General features: G+C 75.0%; 18 protein-coding genes. 1 reads left to right on the top strand and 17 read right to left on the bottom strand.

The window, feature by feature from the left end; genetic code table 11:
• Positions 1–70: 70 nt before the first annotated feature.
• From Q3W71_RS21255 to Q3W71_RS21195, 13 genes are all read right to left on the bottom strand, one after another.
• Positions 71–1675: a lipopolysaccharide biosynthesis protein gene (locus tag Q3W71_RS21255; protein ID WP_302921137.1), complete on the bottom strand. Its 1605-nt coding sequence runs from the start codon at positions 1673–1675 to the stop codon at positions 71–73.
• A complete protein-coding gene (locus Q3W71_RS21250; RefSeq protein WP_302921136.1) occupies positions 1668–2219 on the bottom strand; it encodes a DapH/DapD/GlmU-related protein in 552 nt (183 codons plus the stop codon). Before Q3W71_RS21250 ends, Q3W71_RS21255 begins: the two co-directional genes overlap by 8 nt.
• 90 nt (positions 2220–2309) lie before the next feature.
• The gene (locus Q3W71_RS21245) at positions 2310–4241 is read right to left on the bottom strand and encodes a hypothetical protein (protein ID WP_302921458.1); all 1932 of its coding nucleotides are present in this window, start codon (positions 4239–4241) and stop codon (positions 2310–2312) included.
• Positions 4242–4463: 222 nt separating this feature from the next.
• The gene (locus Q3W71_RS21240; protein WP_302921135.1) at positions 4464–6152 is read right to left on the bottom strand and encodes a glycoside hydrolase; all 1689 of its coding nucleotides are present in this window, start codon (positions 6150–6152) and stop codon (positions 4464–4466) included.
• A 138-nt stretch (positions 6153–6290) separates the two neighbouring features.
• Positions 6291–7109, bottom strand: a complete 819-nt coding sequence (locus Q3W71_RS21235) for a shikimate dehydrogenase (protein WP_302921134.1) — start codon at positions 7107–7109, stop codon at positions 6291–6293.
• Positions 7109–8305 (bottom strand): endolytic transglycosylase MltG, encoded by a 1197-nt coding sequence (gene mltG, locus Q3W71_RS21230; RefSeq protein WP_302921133.1) that lies wholly within the window; start codon positions 8303–8305, stop codon positions 7109–7111. Before mltG ends, Q3W71_RS21235 begins: the two co-directional genes overlap by 1 nt.
• The gene (gene ruvX / locus Q3W71_RS21225) at positions 8305–8763 is read right to left on the bottom strand and encodes a Holliday junction resolvase RuvX (RefSeq protein ID WP_302921132.1); all 459 of its coding nucleotides are present in this window, start codon (positions 8761–8763) and stop codon (positions 8305–8307) included. The genes mltG and ruvX overlap by 1 nt, the downstream gene beginning before the upstream one ends.
• A 73-nt stretch (positions 8764–8836) precedes the next feature.
• The gene (gene alaS / locus Q3W71_RS21220; protein ID WP_302921130.1) at positions 8837–11515 is read right to left on the bottom strand and encodes an alanine--tRNA ligase; all 2679 of its coding nucleotides are present in this window, start codon (positions 11513–11515) and stop codon (positions 8837–8839) included.
• Positions 11512–11817 (bottom strand): hypothetical protein, encoded by a 306-nt coding sequence (locus Q3W71_RS21215; RefSeq protein ID WP_302921129.1) that lies wholly within the window; start codon positions 11815–11817, stop codon positions 11512–11514. Before Q3W71_RS21215 ends, alaS begins: the two co-directional genes overlap by 4 nt.
• A 26-nt stretch (positions 11818–11843) precedes the next feature.
• Positions 11844–12305, bottom strand: a complete 462-nt coding sequence (locus Q3W71_RS21210; RefSeq protein ID WP_302921128.1) for a DUF948 domain-containing protein — start codon at positions 12303–12305, stop codon at positions 11844–11846.
• Between the two features lie 150 nt (positions 12306–12455).
• Complete coding sequence (locus Q3W71_RS21205) at positions 12456–13112, bottom strand: hypothetical protein (protein ID WP_302921457.1); 657 nt, start codon at positions 13110–13112, stop codon at positions 12456–12458.
• A gap of 1871 nt (positions 13113–14983) precedes the next feature.
• Positions 14984–16534, bottom strand: a complete 1551-nt coding sequence (locus tag Q3W71_RS21200; protein ID WP_302921127.1) for a replication-associated recombination protein A — start codon at positions 16532–16534, stop codon at positions 14984–14986.
• Between the two features lie 74 nt (positions 16535–16608).
• Positions 16609–16824, bottom strand: coding sequence for a hypothetical protein (locus Q3W71_RS21195; protein ID WP_302921126.1), 216 nt, complete (start codon positions 16822–16824; stop codon positions 16609–16611).
• Between the two features lie 144 nt (positions 16825–16968).
• On the opposite strand from Q3W71_RS21195, the gene Q3W71_RS21190 reads away from it, so the two are divergent.
• A complete protein-coding gene (locus tag Q3W71_RS21190; RefSeq protein WP_302921125.1) occupies positions 16969–17709 on the top strand; it encodes a GNAT family N-acetyltransferase in 741 nt (246 codons plus the stop codon).
• Positions 17710–17784: 75 nt separating this feature from the next.
• Here Q3W71_RS21190 and Q3W71_RS21185 read toward each other — a convergent pair whose 3' ends face one another.
• The 4 genes from Q3W71_RS21185 to aspS form a co-directional block, all read right to left on the bottom strand.
• Entirely contained in the window at positions 17785–19104 is a 1320-nt protein-coding gene (locus Q3W71_RS21185; RefSeq protein ID WP_302921124.1) for an MFS transporter, read from the bottom strand.
• Positions 19105–19175: 71 nt separating this feature from the next.
• Positions 19176–19763, bottom strand: coding sequence for a helix-turn-helix domain-containing protein (locus tag Q3W71_RS21180; protein ID WP_302921123.1), 588 nt, complete (start codon positions 19761–19763; stop codon positions 19176–19178).
• An 85-nt stretch (positions 19764–19848) separates the two neighbouring features.
• Entirely contained in the window at positions 19849–20661 is an 813-nt protein-coding gene (locus Q3W71_RS21175) for a sugar nucleotide-binding protein (RefSeq protein WP_302921122.1), read from the bottom strand.
• 96 nt (positions 20662–20757) lie between these two features.
• Positions 20758–22563, bottom strand: a complete 1806-nt coding sequence (gene aspS / locus Q3W71_RS21170; RefSeq protein WP_302921121.1) for an aspartate--tRNA ligase — start codon at positions 22561–22563, stop codon at positions 20758–20760.
• Positions 22564–22662 lie beyond the last annotated feature (99 nt).

Here is a 22662-nt window from a genome sequence, read left to right as displayed (position 1 = left end):
GGCGCCGGTGCCGTACCCGGGCCGTCGCCGGCCGGTTCGGTGGTCGCCGGGGCCCGGGTGAGCGGCACGGTCAGCCCCGACCGCTGCGGGTCAGCACGAACCCCAGCGGGGTGACCCCGGCGGCGCGCAGCCGTTCGGCGAGCCGGCGCAGGTCGCCCTGGCGGGTGCGGTCCCGCTCGACCACCACCACGGCGGTGCCCTGCCGGGCCACCGCGACCCCCCGCTCGTCGGACTCCGCGGGTGGCGCGTTGTACAGCACCAGCCCGTGGCCGGCGCACTGCCGCCAGGTGCCGAACCGCACGCTGCCGGCGCCCACCGGCACCGCGTCGGCACCCGGCGTCCGGCCGTTGCCGGTGTCGGCGGTGTCCGCCGTCAGGGGCAGGGTCAGCGTGGCGTCGGACTCGGTGGACGGCCGCGCGCCGACCGGGTGCGGGGACGGCCGCCGGGCCGGGGCCGGCCGGGCCGGGCCGCCGCCGGTCGCCGAGCCGCCCGGGCGGGGTCGGGGCACCGCCGGGCGGGCCGGGTCGACGCCGATCGGCAGCCGCGCCCGGTCGGCCAGCACGGCGCCGCGCAACCGCTCGGCGCGGCCGTGGTCGTCGGCCACGAAGACCTCCCGGCCGCCGGCGGCCAGCGCCACCGCCAGGCCGGCGGTGAGCGCCGTGGCGTCCTCCCGGGGGGCCAGCAGCGCGACCCGGGTGGGCTGGCGCACCCGCTCGGCGACGGCCATCGCCACATACCGCACGTCGGCGTCGACCGCCCGCCCCCGGGAGCGCGGGTGGCGGCGCCGCACGGTGCCGAGCAGCGGCAGCCCGGTGGCGTCCCGCGCCTCGGCCACCGACCGGATCCGGCGGTCCGCCGACTCCCGGACGTAGGCCAGCACCACCCCGGCCAGCAGGCCGCCGAGCAGCCCGGCGAGCAGGTGCAGGGGCCGGTGCCCGGTCGCGGAGACCAGCGTCCGGTCGGCGGTCCGGGTGACCCAGCCGGGGTTGACGTCCACCGCGGCGATCTCGGTACGCGCCGCGTTGAGCTGGGTGAGCTGGTTGTTGATGCCGGCGAGTTCGGCCACCGCCGCGTCGACCGCGCCGTCCCGGGCGGCGCCGATCCGCTTCTGCAGGGCGCTCTGCTGCGCGGCGACCCGGGCGATGCTGTCGTCGTAGGAGCGCAGCATCTCCGCGCGCTGCTTCTCGTACATCGTGCGGCGCACGTCGAGGTAGGCGCGGGCGGCCAGGTTGGCGCTCTCCACCGCCTGCCGGGCGTCCGACGCCCGGTAGACGAAGCGCAGGATCTGCCCGCCGGTGGGCACCTCCACCTCCAGCGCGTCACGCACCTCGCGCGGGTCCCGGCCACCGGCGTCGGCGAGCCGCTGCACCACCTCGGTGCCGGTGGCGATGCCGCTCTCCACGTTCATGTTGACCGCCCGGTCGGCGGCGGCCCCGCTGGGCGTGAAGGCGTCGGTGACCACCGGCCGGACCGCCACCACCGCGTTGGCGGTCACCGCCGCCGGGACCAGGAGCAGGTAGCCCGCGGTGGCCAGCAGGCCGACCGCGGCCGCCACCGCCACCAGCCGGAACCGGTGCAGCGGCACGCGGAGCAGGTCGGTCAGGGTGACCGTGCGGCCGGGTGGGAACCCGCCCGCGCCGTCGCCGGGCCAGGAGCCGCCAGGAGCGTCAGCCATCGAACTTCTTCACCATCTGTTGGGGGTTGCCGACCACCACCACCCGTGGCGGCACGTCCGTGCGGACCACCGTCGCCGCGCCCACCACGCTGTCCCGGCCGATCCGTACACCCTTGAGCACCAGGGCGTGGGCGCCGATCCAGACGTTCTCCTCGACCACGATCGGGGCGCGGGTGGCCGGGGTGGGCGGGTCGTGTCGCAGGTCCGGGGACAGGTTGTGGAAATCGCTGTCCAGCAGTTCGCAGTTCGACAGCAGGCACCGGTCGCCGATGGTGACCGCACTCCAGGCGCCGATCCAGGTCGCGTTGAGCAGGCAGTCGGCGCCGACCCGGACCTCGCCCGGGCCGGCGAACCGGACCAGCTTGTTCAGCCGGGTGCGGTCACCGATGCTGACCCGCACCCCGCGGCGCAGCCGGATCCGGCCGCGGATCTCCACGCCCCGCCCCAGGGTCAGCCCGGGATAGCGCAGCCGGTACCAACCGCGCTTGACAGCGAAGACCGTCCGCACCAGGAGGCCCCGGCGGATGCCGCCCGCGCCGACCACCAGCCCCTCCTCACCTCGCGGGGACCGATCACAGTGGATCCACCGGCCCGACGCGCACCATACCGACTTTCCGTTACGAACCGTAGCCGCTCACTGTACGGAGAAGAACATCGACGGGGTCGACCAGCTCAGCCCGGGCGCCGGCGGGGCGATCACGGTGGCCGCCGCGCCGTCGACCGCCGGGGCGGCGGACGGGTCGAAGGGCACGGCGCGCAGCGTCCCGTCGGTGGCGCCGTAGACGATCCGCCCGCCCACCCAGGCCATCCCCCGCACCCCCGACCAGGTCACTCCAATGGTGGGCAGGCTGAACTCGGTGGCGCCCAGGTAGTTGCCGTCGATCTCGAAGTACCGGTAGTAGAGCGCGTTCGCCCCGGCCCGGGTGTAGTAGAGCCGGCCGTCGAGGAAGAACGCGCCGGTCATCGCCGCCGGGTTGAACCAGTCGTTGTAGCCGGACGCCTCCCACGGCACGCCGATGGCGCCGCCGGTGAACATGGAGATGTCGATGCGGCTGCCGGTGGGCGTGCCGGCCACCGCGTGCGACCAGTAGATCCGGTCGGCCACCCGCCAGGTCGCGCCGGCGGCGGTGTAGTTCGGCTGGCTCACCGTGGCCGGGGCGCCCACCGAGGTGCCGTCGAACGGCACCCGGGCCAGCACGCCGCTGCCGGTGCCGAGGTAGAGGTTGCCGGTGGTCGCCGTCGGCGGGTTCCTCGGGGTGACGGCGCGCCCACCGGCGAGCGGGAACATGCCCAGCCGGCCGTGGTACTCCTCGCCCATCCCGTCCGAGTTCTGCCCGAAGTAGAGCCCGTCGCTGCCCCGCCAGAGCACCGGCACCGCCGAACCCCAGGCGCTGGTGCCGGGCGGCGGGGACGCGCCGGCGCTGCGCCTCGGGTTCCAGTTGACCGGCAGGCCGGTGGCCGGGCTGACCGCGGCGATGCCGAGCCGGTCGATCGCGCCGTCGCCGGCCCGGTCGCTGGCGTTCGGGTTGTTCAGCCAGCGGAAGTGCCCGCCCAGGTAGATCACCCCGTCGGCCACCTCCACCGAGGTGATGGTGTCGTTGCCGGTGAAGTCGACCCAGGTGGCCAGCTGCCCCCCGCCGCGGGCGGCGGTCTCGAAGCGGACCAGCGCGTCGCAGTACGCCGCCGGCCAGCCGGCGCCGCCGTTCGTGCCGACCACGAACCAGCTGCCGTCCGCGCCGAAGCGGATGTCCTGCACGTAGTGCACGAAGGTGGCCGGCGCCGCGCACGGTGGCGCGAACTTCTCGGTGCTCCAGTCCCGCACGGTGGGCGTGCCGGCGAGGTCCACCAGGGCGAGCTGGTTGCGCGGCAGGCCGTCGACCAGGGTGAAGTTGCCGCCGACGGCGAGGGTGCGACCATCCGGGGTGACGTCGATGGTCCACACGTACGACCCGGTGCCGTGCCGGCCGACGGTGGCGTCGACGGTGAAGGTCGGGTCGATCGCGCCGGTGGTGGCGTCGAGCCGGCCGAGCCCGGCGTGCGCGGTGCCGTTGAGCCAGTTGAACGCGCCGGCGACGTAGAGCCAGTTGCCGCGCAGCACGAGGTCGCGCACCGTGCCGCCGTCGGAGCGCCCCTCCCAACCGCCGACGATCGCCCCGGTGCTCGGGTTGAGCGCCACCAGGTTGCGCCGGCTCACCCCGTTGACGGTCGTGAAGGTGCCGCCGACGATCAGCGTGCCACCCGGCCCGGCGACCAGCGCGTTGACAGCACCGTCCAGCACCGGCAGGAAGCTGGTCGAGATCGCCCCGGTGGCCCGGTCGTACGCGAACAGGTAGCGCTGGGTGGTCCACGCCGCGCCGGCGGTCCGCCGGATCTGGGTGAAGCTGCCGCCGACGTAGACCATGGTGCCGACCTGGGCGAACGCGCGGGTCTCGCCGTCGCGGGCGTGCGGGGTCAGGTCGGCGGGGTTGGTCGCGACCAGGGTCGCCGGCGCGGGCGCCGGCACCACGGCGGCGGCCGCCGGGGCCGGCACGACCAGCGCGGCGGCGACGACCGCCAGCGCGACCATCCCGGCCCGGGCGCGGCAGCCGACGGAACGCCGGGAGAGCGGGAGTGTGGGCACGCGGCGCCTCCAAGGTGGACGACAACCCACGTAGCGTGACCCGACGGGCACGGTGGGCGATATCCGCCGATTGGCCGGCCATCGTGTCGCCAAGGTGACGCAGCGCGAGCGCCTGCGGATGTCGGAAGGACCTCGCGCCACCTTACGTCATCGCGGCGCCACGCAGGGTCAGCGACCGCCGCCGGTGGGCTGCCGCAGGTAGGGGTCCTGCCCGGCCCGGATGAACCCGGCCAGCGCCGCGGCGTCGTGGTTCATCGTCATGTCGCACCGGCTCGACCGGGTGGTCATCCCCGCCGAGTTGAAGTAGATCGCCGCCTTGATCTTCGGGTGCGCCTTCAGCGCCGCCGGGAACTCCTCGAACCAGCGCCGCTTGGCCGTCGGGTCGGCCGCGTCGAAGTTGGTGCCGAACTCGGCGAGCATCCGCGGCTTGCCGGCGCCGACGCCGTGCTCGTCCAGCCAGCGGTAGAAGCCGCCGACCGTGGTGGCCGGGCTCTTCCACACGGTGCTGCCGTTGCAGACGTGGAAGTTGTACGGGTCGTAGGCCACCCAGTCGACGTAGCGGTCACCCGGGTAGAGGCCGGCGTAGCGGTGGTGGTGGCCGGACCAGCCCATCATCGTCCACACCCACACCGCGTTGTGCGCACCGGCCGCGGCGAACCGGTCGTGCACGTGTCGCCAGGCCCGGACGAAGTCCGCGTCGCTGCCCTTGGCCGGCTCGTCCTCCGGCTCGTGGTCGAAGCCGAGGAAGACCGGCACGCCGGCGGCCCGGATCCGGCCGGCGACCGCGTCGATCGTCGCGTCGTACCGGCCACTGTAGACGTCCTGCCAGGTCAGCACGGTGCCGGCGGAGAAGATCCGGGACTCCCAGGCGAAGAAGAGCAGCCGGCCCTCGCGCATCTGCTGCCGCTCGTACGCGTCGGGGAAGGCGCCGTTGCTGCCGGTGTCGGAGAAGTCGTGGTAGCGGTGCACGATGTCGAACCTCCGACCGACCTGCGCCTCCACCTCGGCGACCGCCCGGCCGTGGTCCCAGCCGGTGGCGGCGCTGGCCGGCGTGTACATCCCCCACCAGGCACCGCAGGACGGGACCAGTTTCTCCGACACCTGACCGCAGCGGCCGGCCGGCGTGCTCGGCGTCGGGTTCGGCGTGCTCCGGGTCGGGCTCGGGCTCACGCTCGGCCGCCCGGCGGCGGTCGTCGGCCCGGCGGACGGGGTGGCCGGGGCGGTCATGGTCGGGCTGGGCCGGGTGCCGACGTCGTAGCTGAGCAGCAGGCGGGGGCGCAGGTCGGGATCGCGGTGCTCGCTCGACGCCCAGTAGACCCGGGTCTCCAGGCCGGTCTGCGCCAGCGCCACCGTCCAGGTCCCGTTGCCGCGCACCAGCCCCGAGACGTCCCACTCGTTGAACCCCCGGGCCACCCCGGCGACGCTGTCCAGGCTGGCGCCCGCCGGCGCCGGGGCCGGGCGGGCCGCCCGGGCGTCGATGGCGGACGCGTGCACGGTGACCGTGGCGGCGAACCGCTGCCAGGCGTACACCCGCAGGGTGGCGCGGACGTTGACCGCGTTCGCCGGCAGGTCGCCGACGGTGAACGCGAGGACGGCCTCCCGGGCACCCCGGGGGTTGCCGTCGCAGCGGGCCGGGCAGGTGGCCAGGGTGCTCTTCGCGCCGTTGTCGCCGTCCTGCGGCACCGCCGTGGCGGTGGTGTCCGCGCCCGCCGGGACGGCGAGGTCGTCGGCGGCCAGCAACGGCACGGTGGTGGCCAGCAGGCCGGCCACCACGAAGACGCCGAGGACGCTCAGCACCAGCGCCTTGCGGCGGGGGCCATCGAGCCGGGGGCGGCGGTGCAGTCCGGGCCGAGCCAACGCGACTCCCTGTGTCCGAAGTGGTTACGCACAGCAGCGTATCGACGGTCACGGTACGTCGTGGCGAGGACAGTCGGACCAAAGCGCGACTTAACCGACAGCTAAGCCGCCGGCACGGAATGCTCTCGCCAGGGCGGGTCAGCGGGCCGCGGCGAGCGCGGCGGCCATCGCGTCGCGGGGCGCCGGGACGCCGGTGAACTGCTCGAACTGGCCGATCGCCTGGGCCAGCAGCAGGTCGAGCCCGGAGACGATCCGGCAGCCGGCCGCGCCCGCCGCGGCGGCCAGCGGCGTCGGCCACGGGTCGTAGAGCGCGTCGAAGAGCACCGTGCCGGCCCGCCAGCCGACCGACCCGGCCAGCGGGTCGGCGACTCCCCTGGGCACGGTCGAGACCACCACGTCGGCCCGGCAGCGGTCGGCGGCGTCGGCCCAGGGGGCGCCGGTCAGCGGGACGCCGAGCGCGCGGGCCACCGGGCGTAACTCCTCGACCGCCGCCGCCCGGCGGGCCACCACTGTCACCTCGCGGGCATCGAGACGGGCCGCCGCGGCGAGCGCCGCCCGGGCGGTGCCACCCGCGCCGATCACCGTCACCGTCGCGCCGGGGCGCACCCCGGCGTCGGTGAGCACCTCCACCATGCCGCCCACGTCGGTGTTGTCCGCGTACCACGAGCCGTCCGGCCGGCGTACCAGCGTGTTGGCGGCGCCGACGGCGGCGGCGACCGGCGAGGCGGCGGCGGCCACCGCGAGCGCCGCCTCCTTGCCCGGCATGGTCACCGACAGCCCGGCCCACTCCGGGCCCAGGCCGGCGACCAGGTCCGGCAGCTCGGCGGCGGCGCACTCGATCCGGTCGTACGACCACCCGGTCAACCCGGCCGCCGCGTAGCCGGCGTTGTGGATCACCGGGGAGAGCGAGTGCGCGATCGGCTTGCCGAGCACCGCCGCCCGCCATCGGACCGTCATCAGATGACCCCGGCCTCCCGGGCCTTGGCCATGTTGCGCTCGTGCTCCGGGTAGGTCTCGGCGAAGGCGGAGTGCCCTTCCTTGTCGATCGCCACGAAGAAGAGCCACTTGCCCGCCGGCGGGTCCATCGCGCCTTCCAGGGCCTGCTTGCCCGGGTTGTTGATCGGCGTCGGCACCAGGCCCCGCAGCTTGCGGTTGTAGGGGTTCTTCGGGTTGTCCAGGTCGGCGGCGGTCATGTCCTTGGACGCCTTGGTCTCCTGTCCGGTCAGCTCCAGGTAGTAGTTGACCGTGACGTCCATCTCCAGGCAGTTGCACGGGAACTCGCCGAACACCCGGTTGTAGGCGACCCGGGCCACCTTGCCCAGATCGTCCTTGTTGCCCGCCTCCGCCTGGGCCAGCGACGCGACGATCAGCGCCTCGTACGGGCTGATCCCGCCGCGTTCCTTCTGCACCCGGTCGGCGAACTGCATCTGCCCGGTGACGGTGAGGAAGTTCTCCACCATCAGCTTGAGGATGCTCTCGGCGGTCGCCTTCGGCGGGATCTCGTAGGTGTCCGGGAAGAGGAAGCCCTCGATCGACGGCTTGACCTTCTTGCCGTCGGTGCGCTTGAACCACCAGTCCGGCACGCCGAGGGCGATCGGGTCCTTCGCCGCCGTCTCGAACTCCTTCACCGGGATCTTGGTCTTCTCGGAGAGCAGCTTGTAGACGTTCTTGGCGGTGCGGCCCTCCGGGATGGTGAGCCCGTTGACGACCCGGTTCTTCAGGTCGAGCATCGCGGCGACCGCGCTCTCCCCGCTCATCTGCTTGCGCAGCTTGTACAGGCCCGGCTGGATGTTCTTGCTGCGGGAGTTGTCCGCCGCCGCCTCGATGAACGCCTTGGGGCTCTTCACCACGCCGGCGGCGTGCAGCGCGTCGGCCATGTCGGCGATCAGCGCGCCCTGCTTGATCTCGACCATCACCTCGCCGGTGCCGGTGCCGTCGTAGTCGGGCGTGACGAAGTAGTTCTGGATCCGGTCGAAGCCGTAGAAGGCGCCACCGCCGATGCCTCCGAGCAGGACCAGGGCGAGCAGCAGGGCCAGGACGGTCTTGCCCCGGCCGCCCGAGCGTCGGTTCCGCTTCTTGACGAAGCCGCGCCGGTGCCGGCCCTTCTCCCCCCGCTCCTGGTCGTCGAACCCGAGGTCCAGATCGTCAATCATTACGTCCGCCTCCGCTGCGCATCCAGCCAGCTCTGCAGAATCTCCACCGCGGCGGCCTGGTCGACCACCGCCCGTTGCCGTTTCCCCCGGACGCCACGCTCGGCAAGCCTACGAGACGCCACGACCGTCGACATCCTCTCGTCGGTGAGCGCTACCGGAACAGGCGCTATTACATCGGCCAAGCGGTCAGCGTACGCCTTCGCGTGGACGGCGGCCGGACCGTGCTTGCCGGCGAGGTTGACCGGAAGGCCGACCACCACCTCCACCGCCTCGTGCTCGCTGACCAGCGCGGCGAGTTCGGCGATGTCGCTCGGCACCGCGTCCGGCGCCGCGGTGAGGTCGCGGGCGAGGGTGACCAGCGGGGTGGCCAGCACGCCGTGCGGGTCGGAGCGGGCCACCCCGACCCGGACCTGCCCGACGTCCACGCCGAGCCGGACCCCGCGCGACAGCTCCGTCACCGGTGGTCACCCACCCCGGAACACGAACCAGGGCGGACCGGGCCGGTCCGCCCTGGTCGGGCTGTGTCGCCCATCACGCCTCGGCGATCGCCTTCTCGACCGTGAGCAGCAGGTTCGCCGCCTCCGCCGCCGGCAGGCCACCGCCCTGGGCGAGGTCGGGGCTGCCCCCGCCGCGCCCGGACAGGGCCGCCTTGACCAGGTCGGCGGCGCCGATCCCCCGGCTCCGGGCGGCCTGGTTGACCGCCACCACCAGGGACGCCTTGCCGCCCGCGCGGGCGGCGACGGCGACCACCGCCGGCCGCGCCGGGTCGATCTTGCCGCGGATCTCCTGGGCCAGGGTCCGCACGTCGTTGCCGCCCGCGCCCTCCGGCGCCTCGGTGCCCACGTACGCGACCCCGCGCACGTCCCTGGCCTGCGCGGCGAGGGCCGCCGCACCGCCGAGCACCAACTGGGCGCGCAGCTTCTCCAGCTCCTTCTCGGCGTCGCGCAACTGGGTGACGGTCTGCTCGACCCGGTCGGCGACCTGGTCGCTGGGCACCCGGTACAGCTCGGCCAGCCGGGCGACCAGCAGGTGCTCGCGGGCCAGGAAGTTGAACGCGTCCATGCCGACCAGCGCCTCGACCCGGCGCACCCCGGAGCCGATCGACGACTCGGAGAGGATCTTGACCAGGCCGAGCTGGCCGGAGCGGGCCACGTGGGTGCCGCCGCACAGCTCCCGGGCGTAGTCGCCGACCTCGACGACCCGCACCTCCTCGCCGTACTTCTCGCCGAACAGCGCCATCGCGCCGATCCGGCGCGCCTCCTCCAGCGAGGTGATGAAGGCGTGCACCTCCAAATCGGCCAGGAGCACCTCGTTGACCTGCTGCTCGACGTCGCGCAGCACGCTCGGCGCCACCCCGGTCGGGGTGTTGAAGTCGAACCGCAGCCGGCCGGGCGCGTTCAGCGAACCCGCCTGGGTGGCGGACTCGCCGAGGAAGTTGCGCATGGTCTGGTGCACCAGGTGGGTGGCGGTGTGCGAGCGGGAGATGGCCCGCCGCCGACTGGTGTCGATCTCGGCGAAGCCGGTCTGGCCGGGCCGCACCTCGCCCCGGACCACCCGGGCCCGGTGCACGATCAACCCCGGCACCGGCTGCTGCACGTCGAGCACCTCGACCTGGCCGTCGCCCACCGTGATCATGCCGTGGTCGGGCTGCTGGCCACCGCCCTCGGCGTAGAACGGGGTGGCGTCGAGCACCAGCTCGATGGTGTCGCCCTCGACCGCCGCGCCGACCGGCCCGGCCGGGCCGAGCACCGCCCGGACGGTGGACTCGCGGGACACCTCGCTGTAGCCGGTGAACCGCACCGGGCCGCCCGAGTCGAGCACCCCCCGGTACGCCGACAGGTCGGTGTGCCCGGTCTTGCGGGCCTGCGCGTCGGCCTTGGCCCGGGCCCGCTGGTCGGCCATCAGCCGGCGGAAGCCCTCGGCGTCCACCGAGAGCCCCTGCTCGGCCGCGATCTCCAGGGTCAGGTCGATCGGGAAGCCGTACGTGTCGTGCAGCTGGAACGCCTTCTCGCCGGAGAGGCTCTTCCCGCCGGCGGTCCGGGTCTCCGCGATCGCGGTGTCCAGGATCGTGGTGCCGGCCCGCAGGGTGGACAGGAACGCCTCCTCCTCCGCGTACGCGTAGTCGGCGATCCGGTCGAACTCCTCCGCCAGCTCGGGGTACGAGGGGGACATGCAGTCCCGGGCCACCGGCAGCAGCTCGGGCAGCGCCCGGTCCTGCCAGCCGAGCAGCCGCACCGCGCGGATCGCCCGGCGCATGATCCGGCGCAGCACGTAGCCGCGCCCCTCGTTGCTCGGGGTCACCCCGTCGCCGATCAGCATCAGCGCGGTGCGCACGTGGTCGGCCACCACCCGCAGCCGCACGTCGTCCGGGTGCGACTCGCTGGCCACGTGGCCGGAGTGCGCGCCGTACCGCTTTCCGGTCAGCTCGGCGGCCTTGTCCAGGATCGGCCGGACCTCGTCGATCTCGTAGAGGTTGTCGACCCCCTGCAGGATCGACGCCATCCGCTCCAGGCCCATGCCGGTGTCGATGTTCTTCGCCGGCAGCTCGCCGAGGATCGGGTAGTCCTCCTTGCCGGTGCCCGGGCCCCGCTCGTACTGCATGAAGACGAGGTTCCAGAACTCCATGTAGCGGTCCTCGTCGACCGCCGGGCCGCCCTCGCGGCCGTACTCCGGGCCGCGGTCGTAGAACAGCTCGGAGCAGGGGCCGCACGGGCCCGGGATGCCCATCGACCAGAAGTTGTCAGCCTTGCCGCGGCGCACGATCCGCTCGGCCGGCACGCCGACCGAGCGCCAGATGTCGTACGCCTCGTCGTCGTCGAGGTAGACCGTCGGCCAGATCCGCTCCGGGTCGAGCCCGAAGCCGCCCTGCTCCTGCGACTTCGTGACCAGGTCCCAGGCGAACGGGATCGCCCCGTCCTTGAAGTAGTCACCGAAGGAGAAGTTGCCGTTCATCTGGAAGAACGTGCCGTGCCGGCTGGTCTTGCCGACCTCGTCGATGTCCGGGGTGCGGATGCACTTCTGGACGCTGACGGCCCGCCGGTACGACGGGGTCTGCTGGCCCAGGAAGTAGGGGACGAACTGCACCATGCCGGCGTTGACGAACAGCAGGTTCGGGTCGCTGATGGCGGGCAGCGGAGCGGACGGCACCACGGTGTGACCGTTCGCCTCGAAGTGGGCGAGGTACCGCCGCTTGATCTCCGCCGTCTTCATCGCTGGTGTTCCTCCGGAAAGATCTCTCGGTCACCGATGCGCGGGTCCTCCCGCAGGTCGGCGAACTGGTCGTCGAAGGCCTCGCCGCGGGCGAACGCCTCGTGGATCTCCTGCTCGCGTTCGGCCATCCCAATCCGGACGTCCTCCACGAAGCTACGCAGCGACTCGACCAGCCCGCCAGCCGATTGCGACAACGAGCCGGCGATCCCGGCCGGCGTGTACGCCTGCGCGGTGCGGGTCGCCTTGCGGACCACCACCACGCCGACAGCCAGGCCGATGCCCAGCCAGAACAGCCGCCTCATGCTCTCAACCTCCTGGTCGCCGGCGGTCAGCGGTTGCCGCGCTTGGCGGCCCGCCGCTGCTGCTTGATGGTGTCGCGCACCTCGCGCTCGGTCTCGGCGTGCCGGCGGGCGGCGGCGGCCTTGCGGACGCCGTAGCCGAAGGCCGCCACCTTGACCAACGGGTTCGCGGCCGCGGCGGAGACGACGGTGGCCAGGTTCGCCACGTTGGCGGTGATGTTCTGGGCGTGGCTGGTCATGGTGTCGACCTTGGCCAGCTGCAGGTTCACCCCGTCCAGCGAGGTCTGCACCTGCTCCAGCGCGGTGTTCACGTTCTTCACCGTGGCGTTGACGTCGCCGAGCAGCGGCGCGGTGCGGTCGTTGAGGTCGTTGATCATCCGGGTGGTGGCGTCCACGGTGTGCCGCAGCCGCAGGATGGGCAGCGTCAGGATCAACACCAGCATCGCGAACGCGATCGCCGCGATCAGCGCCGCGACCTCTCCAAAGTCCACGCCTGTCCTCCTCAACCAGGGGGTTCCGCGGACCGACGTCCGCGAACCGCACGACCCTTGCCCATGCCGGCGCTCGGCGACCCGGGACGGGCCGGCGGGAGCAGCCGGGCCCGCCAGCCCCAGACCCTACCGTCCGTGATGGAAACCGGCTCAGGACGGTGAGGGTGTCACTTCGCCCAACGGGTCCTCGGTGAGGGTCGGGAACGGGTCCTCACCGGTGAGCGACGGGTCGGTGCTCGGCTGGGGTCGGGTCCGTTCGTCGTCGATCGCGTTGCGGACCTTCACCGACACCAACGATCCGGTGCACCCCTGCGCTGCGGCCGACGGGCTGGGCGACGGCACCACGGCCGGCTCGCCGTCGACCGGCGGCGGCGTGCAGGTCGGTTCGCGCACCCACAGGTCCAGGGTCAGCTCGTCCCGGCGCCAGCAGGTGTAGCTGCCCTTCGCCGGCTGCTCCGGGCAGCGGGCCACCTTCCACTGGCGCCAGCCGTCGGCGGCCAGCGCCGCCTCGTAGGCCCGGGCGGTGTCCTCCGGCGACCCCTCCGAGGTGACCGTGCGTTCGCGCAGCCGGCAGTCGAGCAGGCACCAGCGGCTGCCGCTGACGTCGTCGACCGTCTTCACCGCCGCCCAGCCCGGCACGTCCAGTTGGTCGAGGGTGTCGAACACCGGGTCGCGGCTGAGCGTACGGATGCCGAAGAAGAGTGGGACGGCGCCCAGCAGCACCACGCTGACCAGGGCGAGCACGGCCATCCGGAGCCGGCGTCGCTCGCGGATCTGCCGGCGCAGTTCGGACCGGGCGCCGCGCAGCCCACCGGCGGCCGCGGCGTCCGGCTCCGCCGGATCCGGGTCCGCGGCCCGGCGCAGCGGCGCCCCGCTCACCGGCTCGGGCTCGGGCCGGTCGGCCGGCGGCGCCGGCGGCGGCACCACCGCGGCGGGGTGCGGACCGGGCGGCAGCTCCGGATCGGCGGCGTGACCGGGTCGCCGGCCAGCCGCGGTCGGTGGCCCGGCGGGCCGGTCCCGGCCGGCCGGGGCGGCCGGGTCGACGGCACGGCGGCCGCCGGTGGGCGGTCCGGAGGGCGAGGTCGTCGGGCGGTCGATGGTCGGCAGCGCCGGGTCGGTGTGGTGGGCGCGGCCGGCCTGCCGGAGCCAGTCGGCCGGCCGTTCCGGGCGACCGCTCCGGGCGGCGGGGCCGCCCGGCGAGCCGGGTCCGCGCGGGGGGTGCGGTTCCGCCTCCGGCGGGCCGGCGATCCGCGCGGCCGGATCCTCCGGTGCGGAGCGCCGACCCCGGGACGGCGGGCCGTCGGCGACCCGCGCACCACCGCTGGGCGCCTCGGTCTCGCCGGCCGCACGGCGGCCGCGCACCGGCGGCTCGGTCTCCTCCGCCACGCGGTGGCCGCGTACCGGCGGAGCCGCTTCGGTCAGCGCGTCCACTGCCGCCCGGCGATCGGCCGCCGGCGAGCCGGGCAGGGGGTGCCGGCCGCGCGGTCCGGCCGGCGGCGGTGGCGTCGGCTCGGCGCCGGGTACCGACGGGGCGTTGCCGGTCAACGGCACCGGCGGGGCGTTGCCCGTCATGGGTACCGGCGCGGTGCCCCCGGTCCGGGGCGCGGGCGGCTCGTCGGCGGCCCGGCGGCGACCACCACCGGGCGCGGGACGGGGGACGGCGCCACGGCCGCGGGCGGACGCCGGGTCGACGCCCGGAGCACCCGCGGTCGGGCCGTCCGGATGCGGCCGACCGGCCGGATCGGCGGGCAGGCCGGGCTCCGCCGGGCCGCGCCGGGACCGTCCGGCCCGCGGCTCGCGCTCGACCGGACCGGGGCGTGGGACGCCGGCCGGGGGCTGTGGGCCTCCGGGTACCGGCACTCCAGCCCGGCCGGCGGGCGCGCCGCCGGGGCGGCCGGGCTCGGTCGGCTCCCCCGTCCGCGGCGGCCCGGCCATGCCGGCACGGCGCGGCGCGGCCACACCGGGGGCCCCGTCCTGGTCCGGTCCGACCGGCCGGCGACCGGCGTCCGGGCCACCGGTGACCGGCGGACGGGCCGGGTCGGCCGGGGCCTGGCCCCGGCCGGCCGGTTGGCGCGGCGGGCCGACCGGCGCGCCGGAGACCGGGCCGACCGGAGCCCCGGAGTCGGGGCCGGTCGGTCCACCGGCGACGGGGCCGGTCGGTCCGCCGGCGACGGGTCGGGGGCGCCGGTCGGCGCCGGGGGGCGGCCAGCCGCCGGCCGGCGGTGGGCCCTGCCGGCCGGGCGGGCCGGCCGGAGCGACGGGACCGGCGCCGGGCGCCGCCGGGCCGCCGGGGTGCGGGCGGTCCGCGGGACGGCCCGCCGGGCGGGGCGGCTCGGCCGCGCCGGGCCAGGGTCCGTCGACCGGACGGGCGCGGGGCGGCTCCGCCTCACCGCGGCGGTGCGGCGGGGGCGCGGCCGGGCCGCGCGGGGTGTCCGGGCCGGGTGGCACCGGGGCGCCGGGGCGCGCCGGCGGGACCGGCTCGGGACCGCCGCCGCCGGGGCCCAGCTCGGTACGCTGCTGCTTGGCCGTACGCAGGTCGTCGATCCAGCCGAACTCCTCGCCGCTGATCGGCTCCTCCGGCTCGGCCTCCGCCTTGCCCCGGCCCCAGCGGCGACCCTTGGCGCGGGAATCGCGCCGCTCGTCCGGGCCGTCCTCCGGTCGCTCCGAACCACGCGATCTCACTGCTGACCCTCCCCGGCGGCGTTGCTGCCGCCTACCTGTGCCGCGCCGGCGCCCGGGCCCGTCGACCGACGGCCGTTGCCCGACCCGTCCCCCCCGACCGGCGCCACCGGTCGCGTGCTCTGCTCGGCAGCCGCACCCTCCGGCCGGGCCTGCGCCGGGGCGGCCGGCGCCGGCAGCCCCCGGACGATCCGCCGCAGCAGGGGCAGCCGGGTGGCCACCGCCCGCTCGGCGCCGTGCTGGCTGGGCTGGTAGTAGTCGGTGCCGACGAGGTCGTCCGGCACGTACTGCTGGGTGACCACGCCGCGCTGGTCGTCGTGCGGGTAGCGGTAGCCGGTGCCGTGACCGAGCCCCTTGGCGCCGGCGTAGTGCGCGTCGCGCAGCCCGCGCGGCACCGGCCCGCCCCGACCGGCCCGCACGTCGGCGATCGCCGCCCCGATCGCGGTGGTGGCCGAGTTCGACTTCGGCGCGGTGGCCAGGTGGATCACCGCCTGGGCGAGGTTGAGCTGCGCCTCCGGCAGGCCCACGTACTCCACGGCGTGCGCCGCGGCGGTGGCCACGCTCAGCGCGCCCGGGTCGGCCATGCCGACGTCCTCGCTGGCGAAGATGACCAGGCGGCGGGCGATGAACCGGGCGTCCTCGCCGGCCACCAGCATCCGGGCCAGCCAGTGCAGCGCCGCGTCCACGTCCGAGCCGCGCATGCTCTTGATGAACGCGCTGGTCACGTCGTAGTGGGCGTCGCCGGCCCGGTCGTAGCGGACCGCCGCCACGTCGACCGCCTGCTCGGCGGTGGCCAGGTCGATCCGGCCGGTGCCGAGCGCGGCGGCGGAGGCGGCGGCCGCCTCCAGCGCGGTGAGCGCCTTGCGGACATCGCCGCCGGCGAGCCGGACCAGGTGGTCCTCGGCCTCCTCCGCGAGAGTCAGCGCGCCGGCCAGGCCGCGCTGGTCGGTGACCGCGCGGCGCAGCAGCCCGCGCACCGCCGCGTCGTCCAGCGGCTGGAGGGTGAGCAGCACGCACCGGGACAGCAGCGGTGAGATGACCGAGAAGTACGGGTTCTCGGTGGTCGCGGCGAGCAGCGTGACGGTGCGGTCCTCGACCGCGGCCAGCAGCGAGTCCTGCTGGGTCTTGCTGAACCGGTGCACCTCGTCGATGAAGAGCACGGTCTGCGGCCCGCCCGAACGGCGCTGGCGGCGGGCGGTGTCGATCACCGCCCGGACGTCCTTGACGCCGGCGGAGAGCGCCGACATGGCGACGAACCGGCGGTCGGTGGCCCGGGCCACCAGGTGCGCGATGGTGGTCTTGCCGCTGCCCGGCGGCCCCCACAGGATGACCGACAGCGGTGCGCCGCCGGAGACCAGCTGGCGCAGCGGGGCGCCCGGTGCGAGCAGGTGGTCCTGCCCGACCAGCTCGTCGAGGCTCGCCGGGCGCATCCGGACGGGCAGGGGCGAATCCGCCGCCACCGGGGTGAAGCCGTCCACACCTGCGGAACCCGCGGGGGCGCTGGGCGCTCCGGCGGGTTCACCGAGGGAGAAGAGGGCGTCGGACTCCATCACGAGAACAGTACCGGGCCGGGTCCGCGACGCCGGAATCGCGCCGCTGACCCGGCCCAGGTGATCGCTTCCGGTCAGCCCCGCCCCGGGCGCCGGCCGTAGTACCAGCGACCCCGGCCGCCGCCACCACCCGGGCCACGGCCCACCCCCGCCAGGTAGAGCGAGAGCAGCAGCAGGCCGATGAGCACGAGGGTGTTCCAGTTGAACAGATCCGGCGCGCCGAAGTTGGTGTCCAGCAGGTCCAGCAGCAGGGTGAAGGCGAAGACGATGGCCGCGAGAATGGCGAGCATGGCGTTCCTCCGGTAGGGGGGTCCCAGTAGGTCGCGCGGGATGTACCCAATCGGTCCGCGCGCCAATCTCCACCGTGGACCGCCCTGGTCACCGGTCCGCCGGGCCGGCGACGGCGACCCCCGCCGGGGCTCTAGGCTGGCCACATGATCATCGCCGACCAGGTCCTGGAGGGGCGGGACGCCATCCTGGCGGCCGCCGGTCACCACCCGTACGCCCGGCACGCGCTCTGGCACGGCGGGCGGCCGCGCGGCTGGCAGCGCGACGGCGCCCTGGTCTGGCTGCTCCCCGCCGACCACGGGCCGGCCGGCGGCGCGCTCGGCGGCGCCGGGGCGGCGGTCGAGGTGGCCGCCGGGCTGGCCGCCGCCGGGGTGCTCGAACCGGGCCAGTGGCTGCACCTGCCCCGGCTCGACCCGGCGGCACTGGACGGCCGGCTCGCGGTGGACCGGCACGACGAGTGGGACTTCCGCTGGACCACCACCCCGCCGCCGCCCCAGCCCGGCGAGGAGGGGGTGGTCCGGCTCACCGAGGCCGACCAGCCGGCGCTCACCGAGTTGATCGACCGCGCCTTCCCCAGCACCACCTCGCGCCCCGGCGACCCCCGGGTGGTCGACTGGTACGGCATCCGCGACGGCGGCCGGCTGGTCGCCTGCGGGGCGGACCGCAGCCGGGGCGACATCGGCTTCCTCGCCGGCCTGACCGTGGCACCCGACCGGCGCGGCCAGGGCCTGGGCGCGGCGCTCACCGCCGGGATGACCCGGGCCCTGTTCGCCGGCCACGACACCGTGGCGCTCGGCGTCTACACGGCCAACGTCGGTGCGATCCGCCTCTACCGCCGCCTCGGCTTCACCGACTCCCTGCCCCGCAGCTCGGTCCGGCTCAGCTGAGCCACGGCGACAATCTGCTGCCGGGCAGGGCCGATCCCGCGATCGGCACCGGCCCGGCAGCAGACGACCACCAGGTCAGCCGTTGTGCGCCGGGGTGGGGGCGGGGGTCGCCGGGCGTGGGTCCGTCGCGTCCTCCGGCGTGGTGCCGGGGGCCGGTGCTCCCCTGCGGTCGGCTCGCCAGGCGGGCAGGTAGAGCGGGGCGGCGACGGCCAGCACCACCGCGCCGACCAGCATGGCGGCGGTGACGCTGACCGAGTCGGCGAGCGCGGTGAGCACGACCGCGCCGACCGCGAAGCCGGGCTGGCCCATCATCGAGTTCAGCGAGATCACGCTGGTCCGGTACGGGCCGTCGACCTGCCGGTGCAGCAGCCCCATGTGCAGCGGGTTGGACGCCCCGTGCACGGTGTAGCAGGCCAGGTAGGCGACCAGCACCCCGACCGGGCCGGCGAAGAGCCCCATCCCGACCACCGTGGCGCCCTGGACGATGCGCAGCAGCGCGGCGCTCGGCGCGGCGCCCAGCCAGCGCAGCAGCAGCGGGGTGAGGGCGGCGCCGGCCGCGCCGGCCAGCCAGGCCGCCGAGTTGGCCGGCCCGAGCAGCGCCGCCGCCCGGTCCGGGTCGCCGACCACCTCGGCGAGCCGCACCGGCAGCAGCGACTCGAAGGTGACCATCCCGAAGCCCCAGAACAGCTCGACCGCGACCAGCGCGAACAGCACCCGGGAGCGACGCAGCAGGCCGACCGCCTGCCCCACCATCCGGGGCGCCTCGACGACCGACGCGCGCAGGGCGCCGGCGCCCCGGCCCGGACGGACCTCCCGCATCAGCACCAGCAGGGCGACCAGGGCCACCGCCTGGAGGGCGATCGCCACCAGTACCGGCACGGTGAGCGCGCTGACCGGCCCGACCGGACCGAGCGCGACCAGGCCGCCGCCGAGCAGCGCGCCGGCGCTGATCGCCACGCCGATGACGGTGCCGGCGTAGCCGAGGCCCGGCTCGTATTTCGCCTCCGGGTCGGCGGCCAGGGTGGCGTCGACGTACCAGGACTCCAGCGGGCCGCTGTCCAGCGCGCGGAAGACGCCCTGCAACGCCCAGACCAGGAAGAAGAGCGCGAACGAGTCGGCCACCGCGAAGAGCGCGAGGGCACCGAGGTTGATCAGCCAGGCGGTGACCAGGACCGGGCGGCGCCCGAGCGCGTCGGCGAACCCGCCGGTGGGCAGCTCCAGGGCCAGCACGACCAGCCCCTGGGCGACCGACACCAGGCCGATCTGGGACAGCGTCAGGCCACGCTCCTGCATCAGCAGGATCATCACCGGGATCATCAGGCCGGTGGGCAGCCAGCGCAGCCCGTGCAGCAGCAGGAAGCGACGCCGGACCTGGCGTACGGACAGGGCGCCCACGCCGCCGCTCCGCTTCGCTCCGCGCCGCCGTGCGGCACCTTCGCGCTGAGCCTGACGCTCGCTGCGCTCGCTCATCGCATCTCCTCGAACAGTGGGTAGGCGGCCACGAAGACCTGAACCTGTTCGGCGTCGGGCGCGTCGGAGTCGCTCTCCTCGCGGTAGCGCTCCAGCAGGTCCCACACCTCGGTCTTGAGCTGCTCCAGCCGGGCCGGCGACATGGTCATGAAGATGTCGCCCATGCCGAGGGCGTCCCGCCAGGCGGCCGACCACTCGTGCTGGCGGGCGAACCACCGCTCGGCGTGCTCCACCAGGAGCCGCACCTGGTCGCCCTGGATCCACTCGATCGCGGCCCGGGCGTCCGGGTCGTCATCGAAGTCGGTGGGCTCCCAGTTGGTGACGTCGTGCGCGGCGCGCCACCAGCGCTGCCGCCCGCTGGCCAGGTCGGGGGCCTCGACGACGAGGCCGACCTCGGCGAGCTGGCGCAGGTGGTAGCTGGTCGCGCCGGTGTTGGTGTGCAGCAGCTCGGCGAGGGTGGTGGCGGTGGCGGGCCCCTTCACCCGCAACGCGCCGACCAGCCGCATCCGCAGCGGGTGCGCCAGCACCCGCACCTGCTCGTGGTTCAGCCGTACCGCGCGCGGCTCGGCTCGCTCGTCGTCCATGTATGCACAATATCTGTGCACACTTTCTATGCACAACTCTTGTGCATAGAAAGTGTGCACGAGCGAGGACGCGTGGCCGGTGGGGTCAGCCGGCGAGCAGTTCCCGGACGCCGCGCAGCCGGGTGCGTAGCAGCCCGGCGGCGCGAGCGGAGTCGAGGCGTACCTCGGTGGGCCGGAGCAGCCCGGCGGCGGCGCCGGTGGTGGTGGTCATGCCGGCCGGGTCGATGCCGTGCCGGGCGGCGACCAGCAGCCCCAGTTCCGCGCGGCTGACCGCGTCCGGGCCGGCCACGTTGAGCGGGCCGGCGTAGTCGGTGGCGACCAGTTCCAGCACGGCGGCGGCCAGGTCGGTGACGTCGACCGGGCAGCGGAGCTCGTCGGTGAACAGGCGCGCCCGGCCGGCGAGGGCGTCGTGGCAGAGCTGGATCTGCTTGCTCCCCTCCCCCACGATCAGCGAGGTACGCACCAGCGCCGCGCCCGGGTCGAGGGCGCGCACCGCCGTCTCGGCGGCCGCCTTCGCCGCCCCGTACGGGAACACCGGGCTGGGCGGCTCGTCGTCGCCGTACGGCTCGGGGCGGCCGGCGTGCAGCGCGTCGCTGGAGATGTGCACCAGCCGGGCCCCCGCCTCGGCCGCGGCGTACCCGACGTGGGCCGCACCGTCCGCGGTGACCGCCCAGTCGCCGTACCGGTAGGGGGTGCTGACGACGGCGTCCGGGCGCACCTCGGCGACCAGCGCCCGGACCGCGGCCCGGTCGGTCACGTCGAGCCGCCGCGCCCGCACCCCCGGCACCGCGACCGCCCCCGAGTGGTACGTCCCCACCACCGACCACCCGGCACCCACGGCCCGCCGACACACCTCCCCACCCAGAAACCCGCTACCCCCCACCACGAGCAGCCTCATCCCGCCCCACCCCCAGCGTTGATCATGAAGTTGTCGTGACACGCCGAGGCGCGACGCAACAACTTCATGATCAACGGGGCGGCGGGGCCGGGTCGGTCAGGTGGGGTCGGCTACGGGGGCGGCGGGGCCGGCGGTGCCGGGGTGTGCGGCGGGCTGCGGCTTGGGCTTGGCGTCGATGCCGGCCTCGGTGCGCTGCTGGGCGGTGATCGGGGTCGGCGCGCCGGTCAGCGGGTCGAAGCCGCCGCGGGTCTTCGGGAACGCGATCACCTCGCGGATCGAGTCCGCGCCGGCCAGCAGCATGCAGACCCGGTCCCAGCCGAACGCGATGCCGCCGTGCGGCGGCGGGCCGTACTTGAACGCCTCCAGCAGGAAGCCGAACTTGTCCTGCGCCTCCTCGGGAGTGATGCCGAGCAGGTCGAAGACCCGCCGCTGCACGTCGCCCCGGTGGATACGGATCGAGCCGCCGCCGATCTCGTTGCCGTTGCAGACGATGTCGTACGCGTAGGCCAGCGCCCGGTCCGGCGCCTCCTCGAACCGGTCCACCCAGTCGGCGTTCGGCGAGGTGAACGGGTGGTGCACGGCCGTCCAGCCGCCCTCGTCGGTGCGCTCGAACATCGGCGCGTCGACCACCCAGCAGAACGCCCAGGCGCTCTCGTCGACCAGCCCGGCCCGCTTGGCGATCTCGATCCGGGCCGCGCCGAGCAGTTCCTGCGCCTCTCGGGTGTTGGCGCTGGCGGCGAAAAAGATGGCGTCGCCCGGCTTGGCGCCGACCGCGTCGGCCAGCCCGGCCAGGTGCGCCTCGGAGAGGTTCTTGGCCACCGGGCCACGGGCCTCGCCGGTCTCGGCGTCGAGCACCACGTACGCCAGGCCGCGCGCGCCGCGCGCCTTGGCCCAGTCCTGCCAGCCGTCCAGCTCCTTGCGACTCTGGCTGGCGCCGCCCGGCATCACCACCGCGCCGACGTAGCCGCCGGCGTCGATGGCGCCGGCGAAGACCCGGAACTCGGTGCCGCGCAGGTAGTCGGTCAGCTCGGTCAGCTCGACGCCGTAGCGCAGGTCCGGCTTGTCGGAGCCGTACCGGGCCATCGCGTCGTGCCAGGTGATCCGCGGGATCGGCCGGGAGATCTCGTGCCCGGCCAGGTCGGACCAGAGCGCCGCGACGATCGCCTCGCCGAGGTCGATCACGTCGTCCTCGGTGACGAAGGACATCTCGATGTCGAGCTGGGTGAACTCCGGCTGCCGGTCGGCACGGAAGTCCTCGTCCCGGTAGCAGCGGGCGATCTGGTAGTAGCGCTCCATGCCGCCGACCATCAGCAGCTGCTTGAACAGCTGCGGCGACTGCGGCAGCGCGTACCAGCTGCCGGGCTGAAGCCGCACCGGCACCAGGAAGTCGCGGGCGCCCTCGGGCGTCGAGCGGGTCAGCGTCGGCGTCTCGATCTCCAGGAAGTCGCGCTCGTGCAGCACCGCGCGGGCCAGCTGGTTGGCCCGGGAGCGCAGCCGCATCGCCGTCGCCGGCCCGCTGCGGCGCAGGTCCAGGTAGCGGTAGCGGAGCCGGACGTCGTCGCCGGCCTCGACCTGGTCGTCCACCGGCAGCGGCAGCGGCGCGGCCTCGGAGAGCACCTCCAGCTCGGCGGCGGTCACCTCGACCTCGCCGGTGGGCAGGTCGGGGTTCTCGTTGCCCTCGGGGCGGCGGGTCACCTCGCCGGTCACCCGGACGCAGAACTCGTTGCGCAGCGCGTGCGCGTCCTCCTCGCGGAACACCACCTGGACCACGCCGGAGCCGTCGCGCAGGTCGACGAAGATCACGCCGCCGTGGTCGCGCCGGCGGGCCACCCACCCGGCGAGCGTCACCGTGGTGCCGGCGTCCGTCGCGCGCAGGCTGCCGGCGTCATGGGTACGGATCACGACTTGCGTCTCCTCATCTGCGGTACACGTCTGCTCCCCGCATTCTGTCAGGGTCCTCCGGCGCCGGCTGGCACCGGGCGCTCCTACCCCGGGGCGACC

The organism is Micromonospora sp. C28SCA-DRY-2 (genome assembly GCF_030519475.1).
GTDB lineage: Bacteria > Actinomycetota > Actinomycetes > Mycobacteriales > Micromonosporaceae > Micromonospora.
The sequence above is the reverse complement of the archived record's forward strand: the minus strand, read 5'-3'. Positions and strand labels throughout refer to the sequence as shown.

Bases quoted from the DNA above. Each gene is read 5' to 3' on its own strand.
- Q3W71_RS21245 (WP_302921458.1), bottom strand. From the start codon at position 4,241: ATGGTCGCGCTGGCGGTCGTCGCCGCCGCGCTGGTCGTGCCGGCCCCG.
- Q3W71_RS21255 (WP_302921137.1), bottom strand. From the start codon at position 1,675: ATGGCTGACGCTCCTGGCGGCTCCTGGCCCGGCGACGGCGCGGGCGGG.
- Q3W71_RS21235 (WP_302921134.1), bottom strand. From the start codon at position 7,109: ATGACGGTCCGATGGCGGGCGGCGGTGCTCGGCAAGCCGATCGCGCAC.
- Q3W71_RS21215 (WP_302921129.1), bottom strand. From the start codon at position 11,817: ATGAGGCGGCTGTTCTGGCTGGGCATCGGCCTGGCTGTCGGCGTGGTG.
- Q3W71_RS21175 (WP_302921122.1), bottom strand. From the start codon at position 20,661: ATGAGGCTGCTCGTGGTGGGGGGTAGCGGGTTTCTGGGTGGGGAGGTG.
- alaS (WP_302921130.1), bottom strand. From the start codon at position 11,515: ATGAAGACGGCGGAGATCAAGCGGCGGTACCTCGCCCACTTCGAGGCG.
- Q3W71_RS21180 (WP_302921123.1), bottom strand. From the start codon at position 19,763: ATGGACGACGAGCGAGCCGAGCCGCGCGCGGTACGGCTGAACCACGAG.
- Q3W71_RS21190 (WP_302921125.1), top strand. From the start codon at position 16,969: ATGATCATCGCCGACCAGGTCCTGGAGGGGCGGGACGCCATCCTGGCG.
- Q3W71_RS21200 (WP_302921127.1), bottom strand. From the start codon at position 16,534: ATGGAGTCCGACGCCCTCTTCTCCCTCGGTGAACCCGCCGGAGCGCCC.
- mltG (WP_302921133.1), bottom strand. From the start codon at position 8,305: ATGATTGACGATCTGGACCTCGGGTTCGACGACCAGGAGCGGGGGGAG.
- Q3W71_RS21195 (WP_302921126.1), bottom strand. From the start codon at position 16,824: ATGCTCGCCATTCTCGCGGCCATCGTCTTCGCCTTCACCCTGCTGCTG.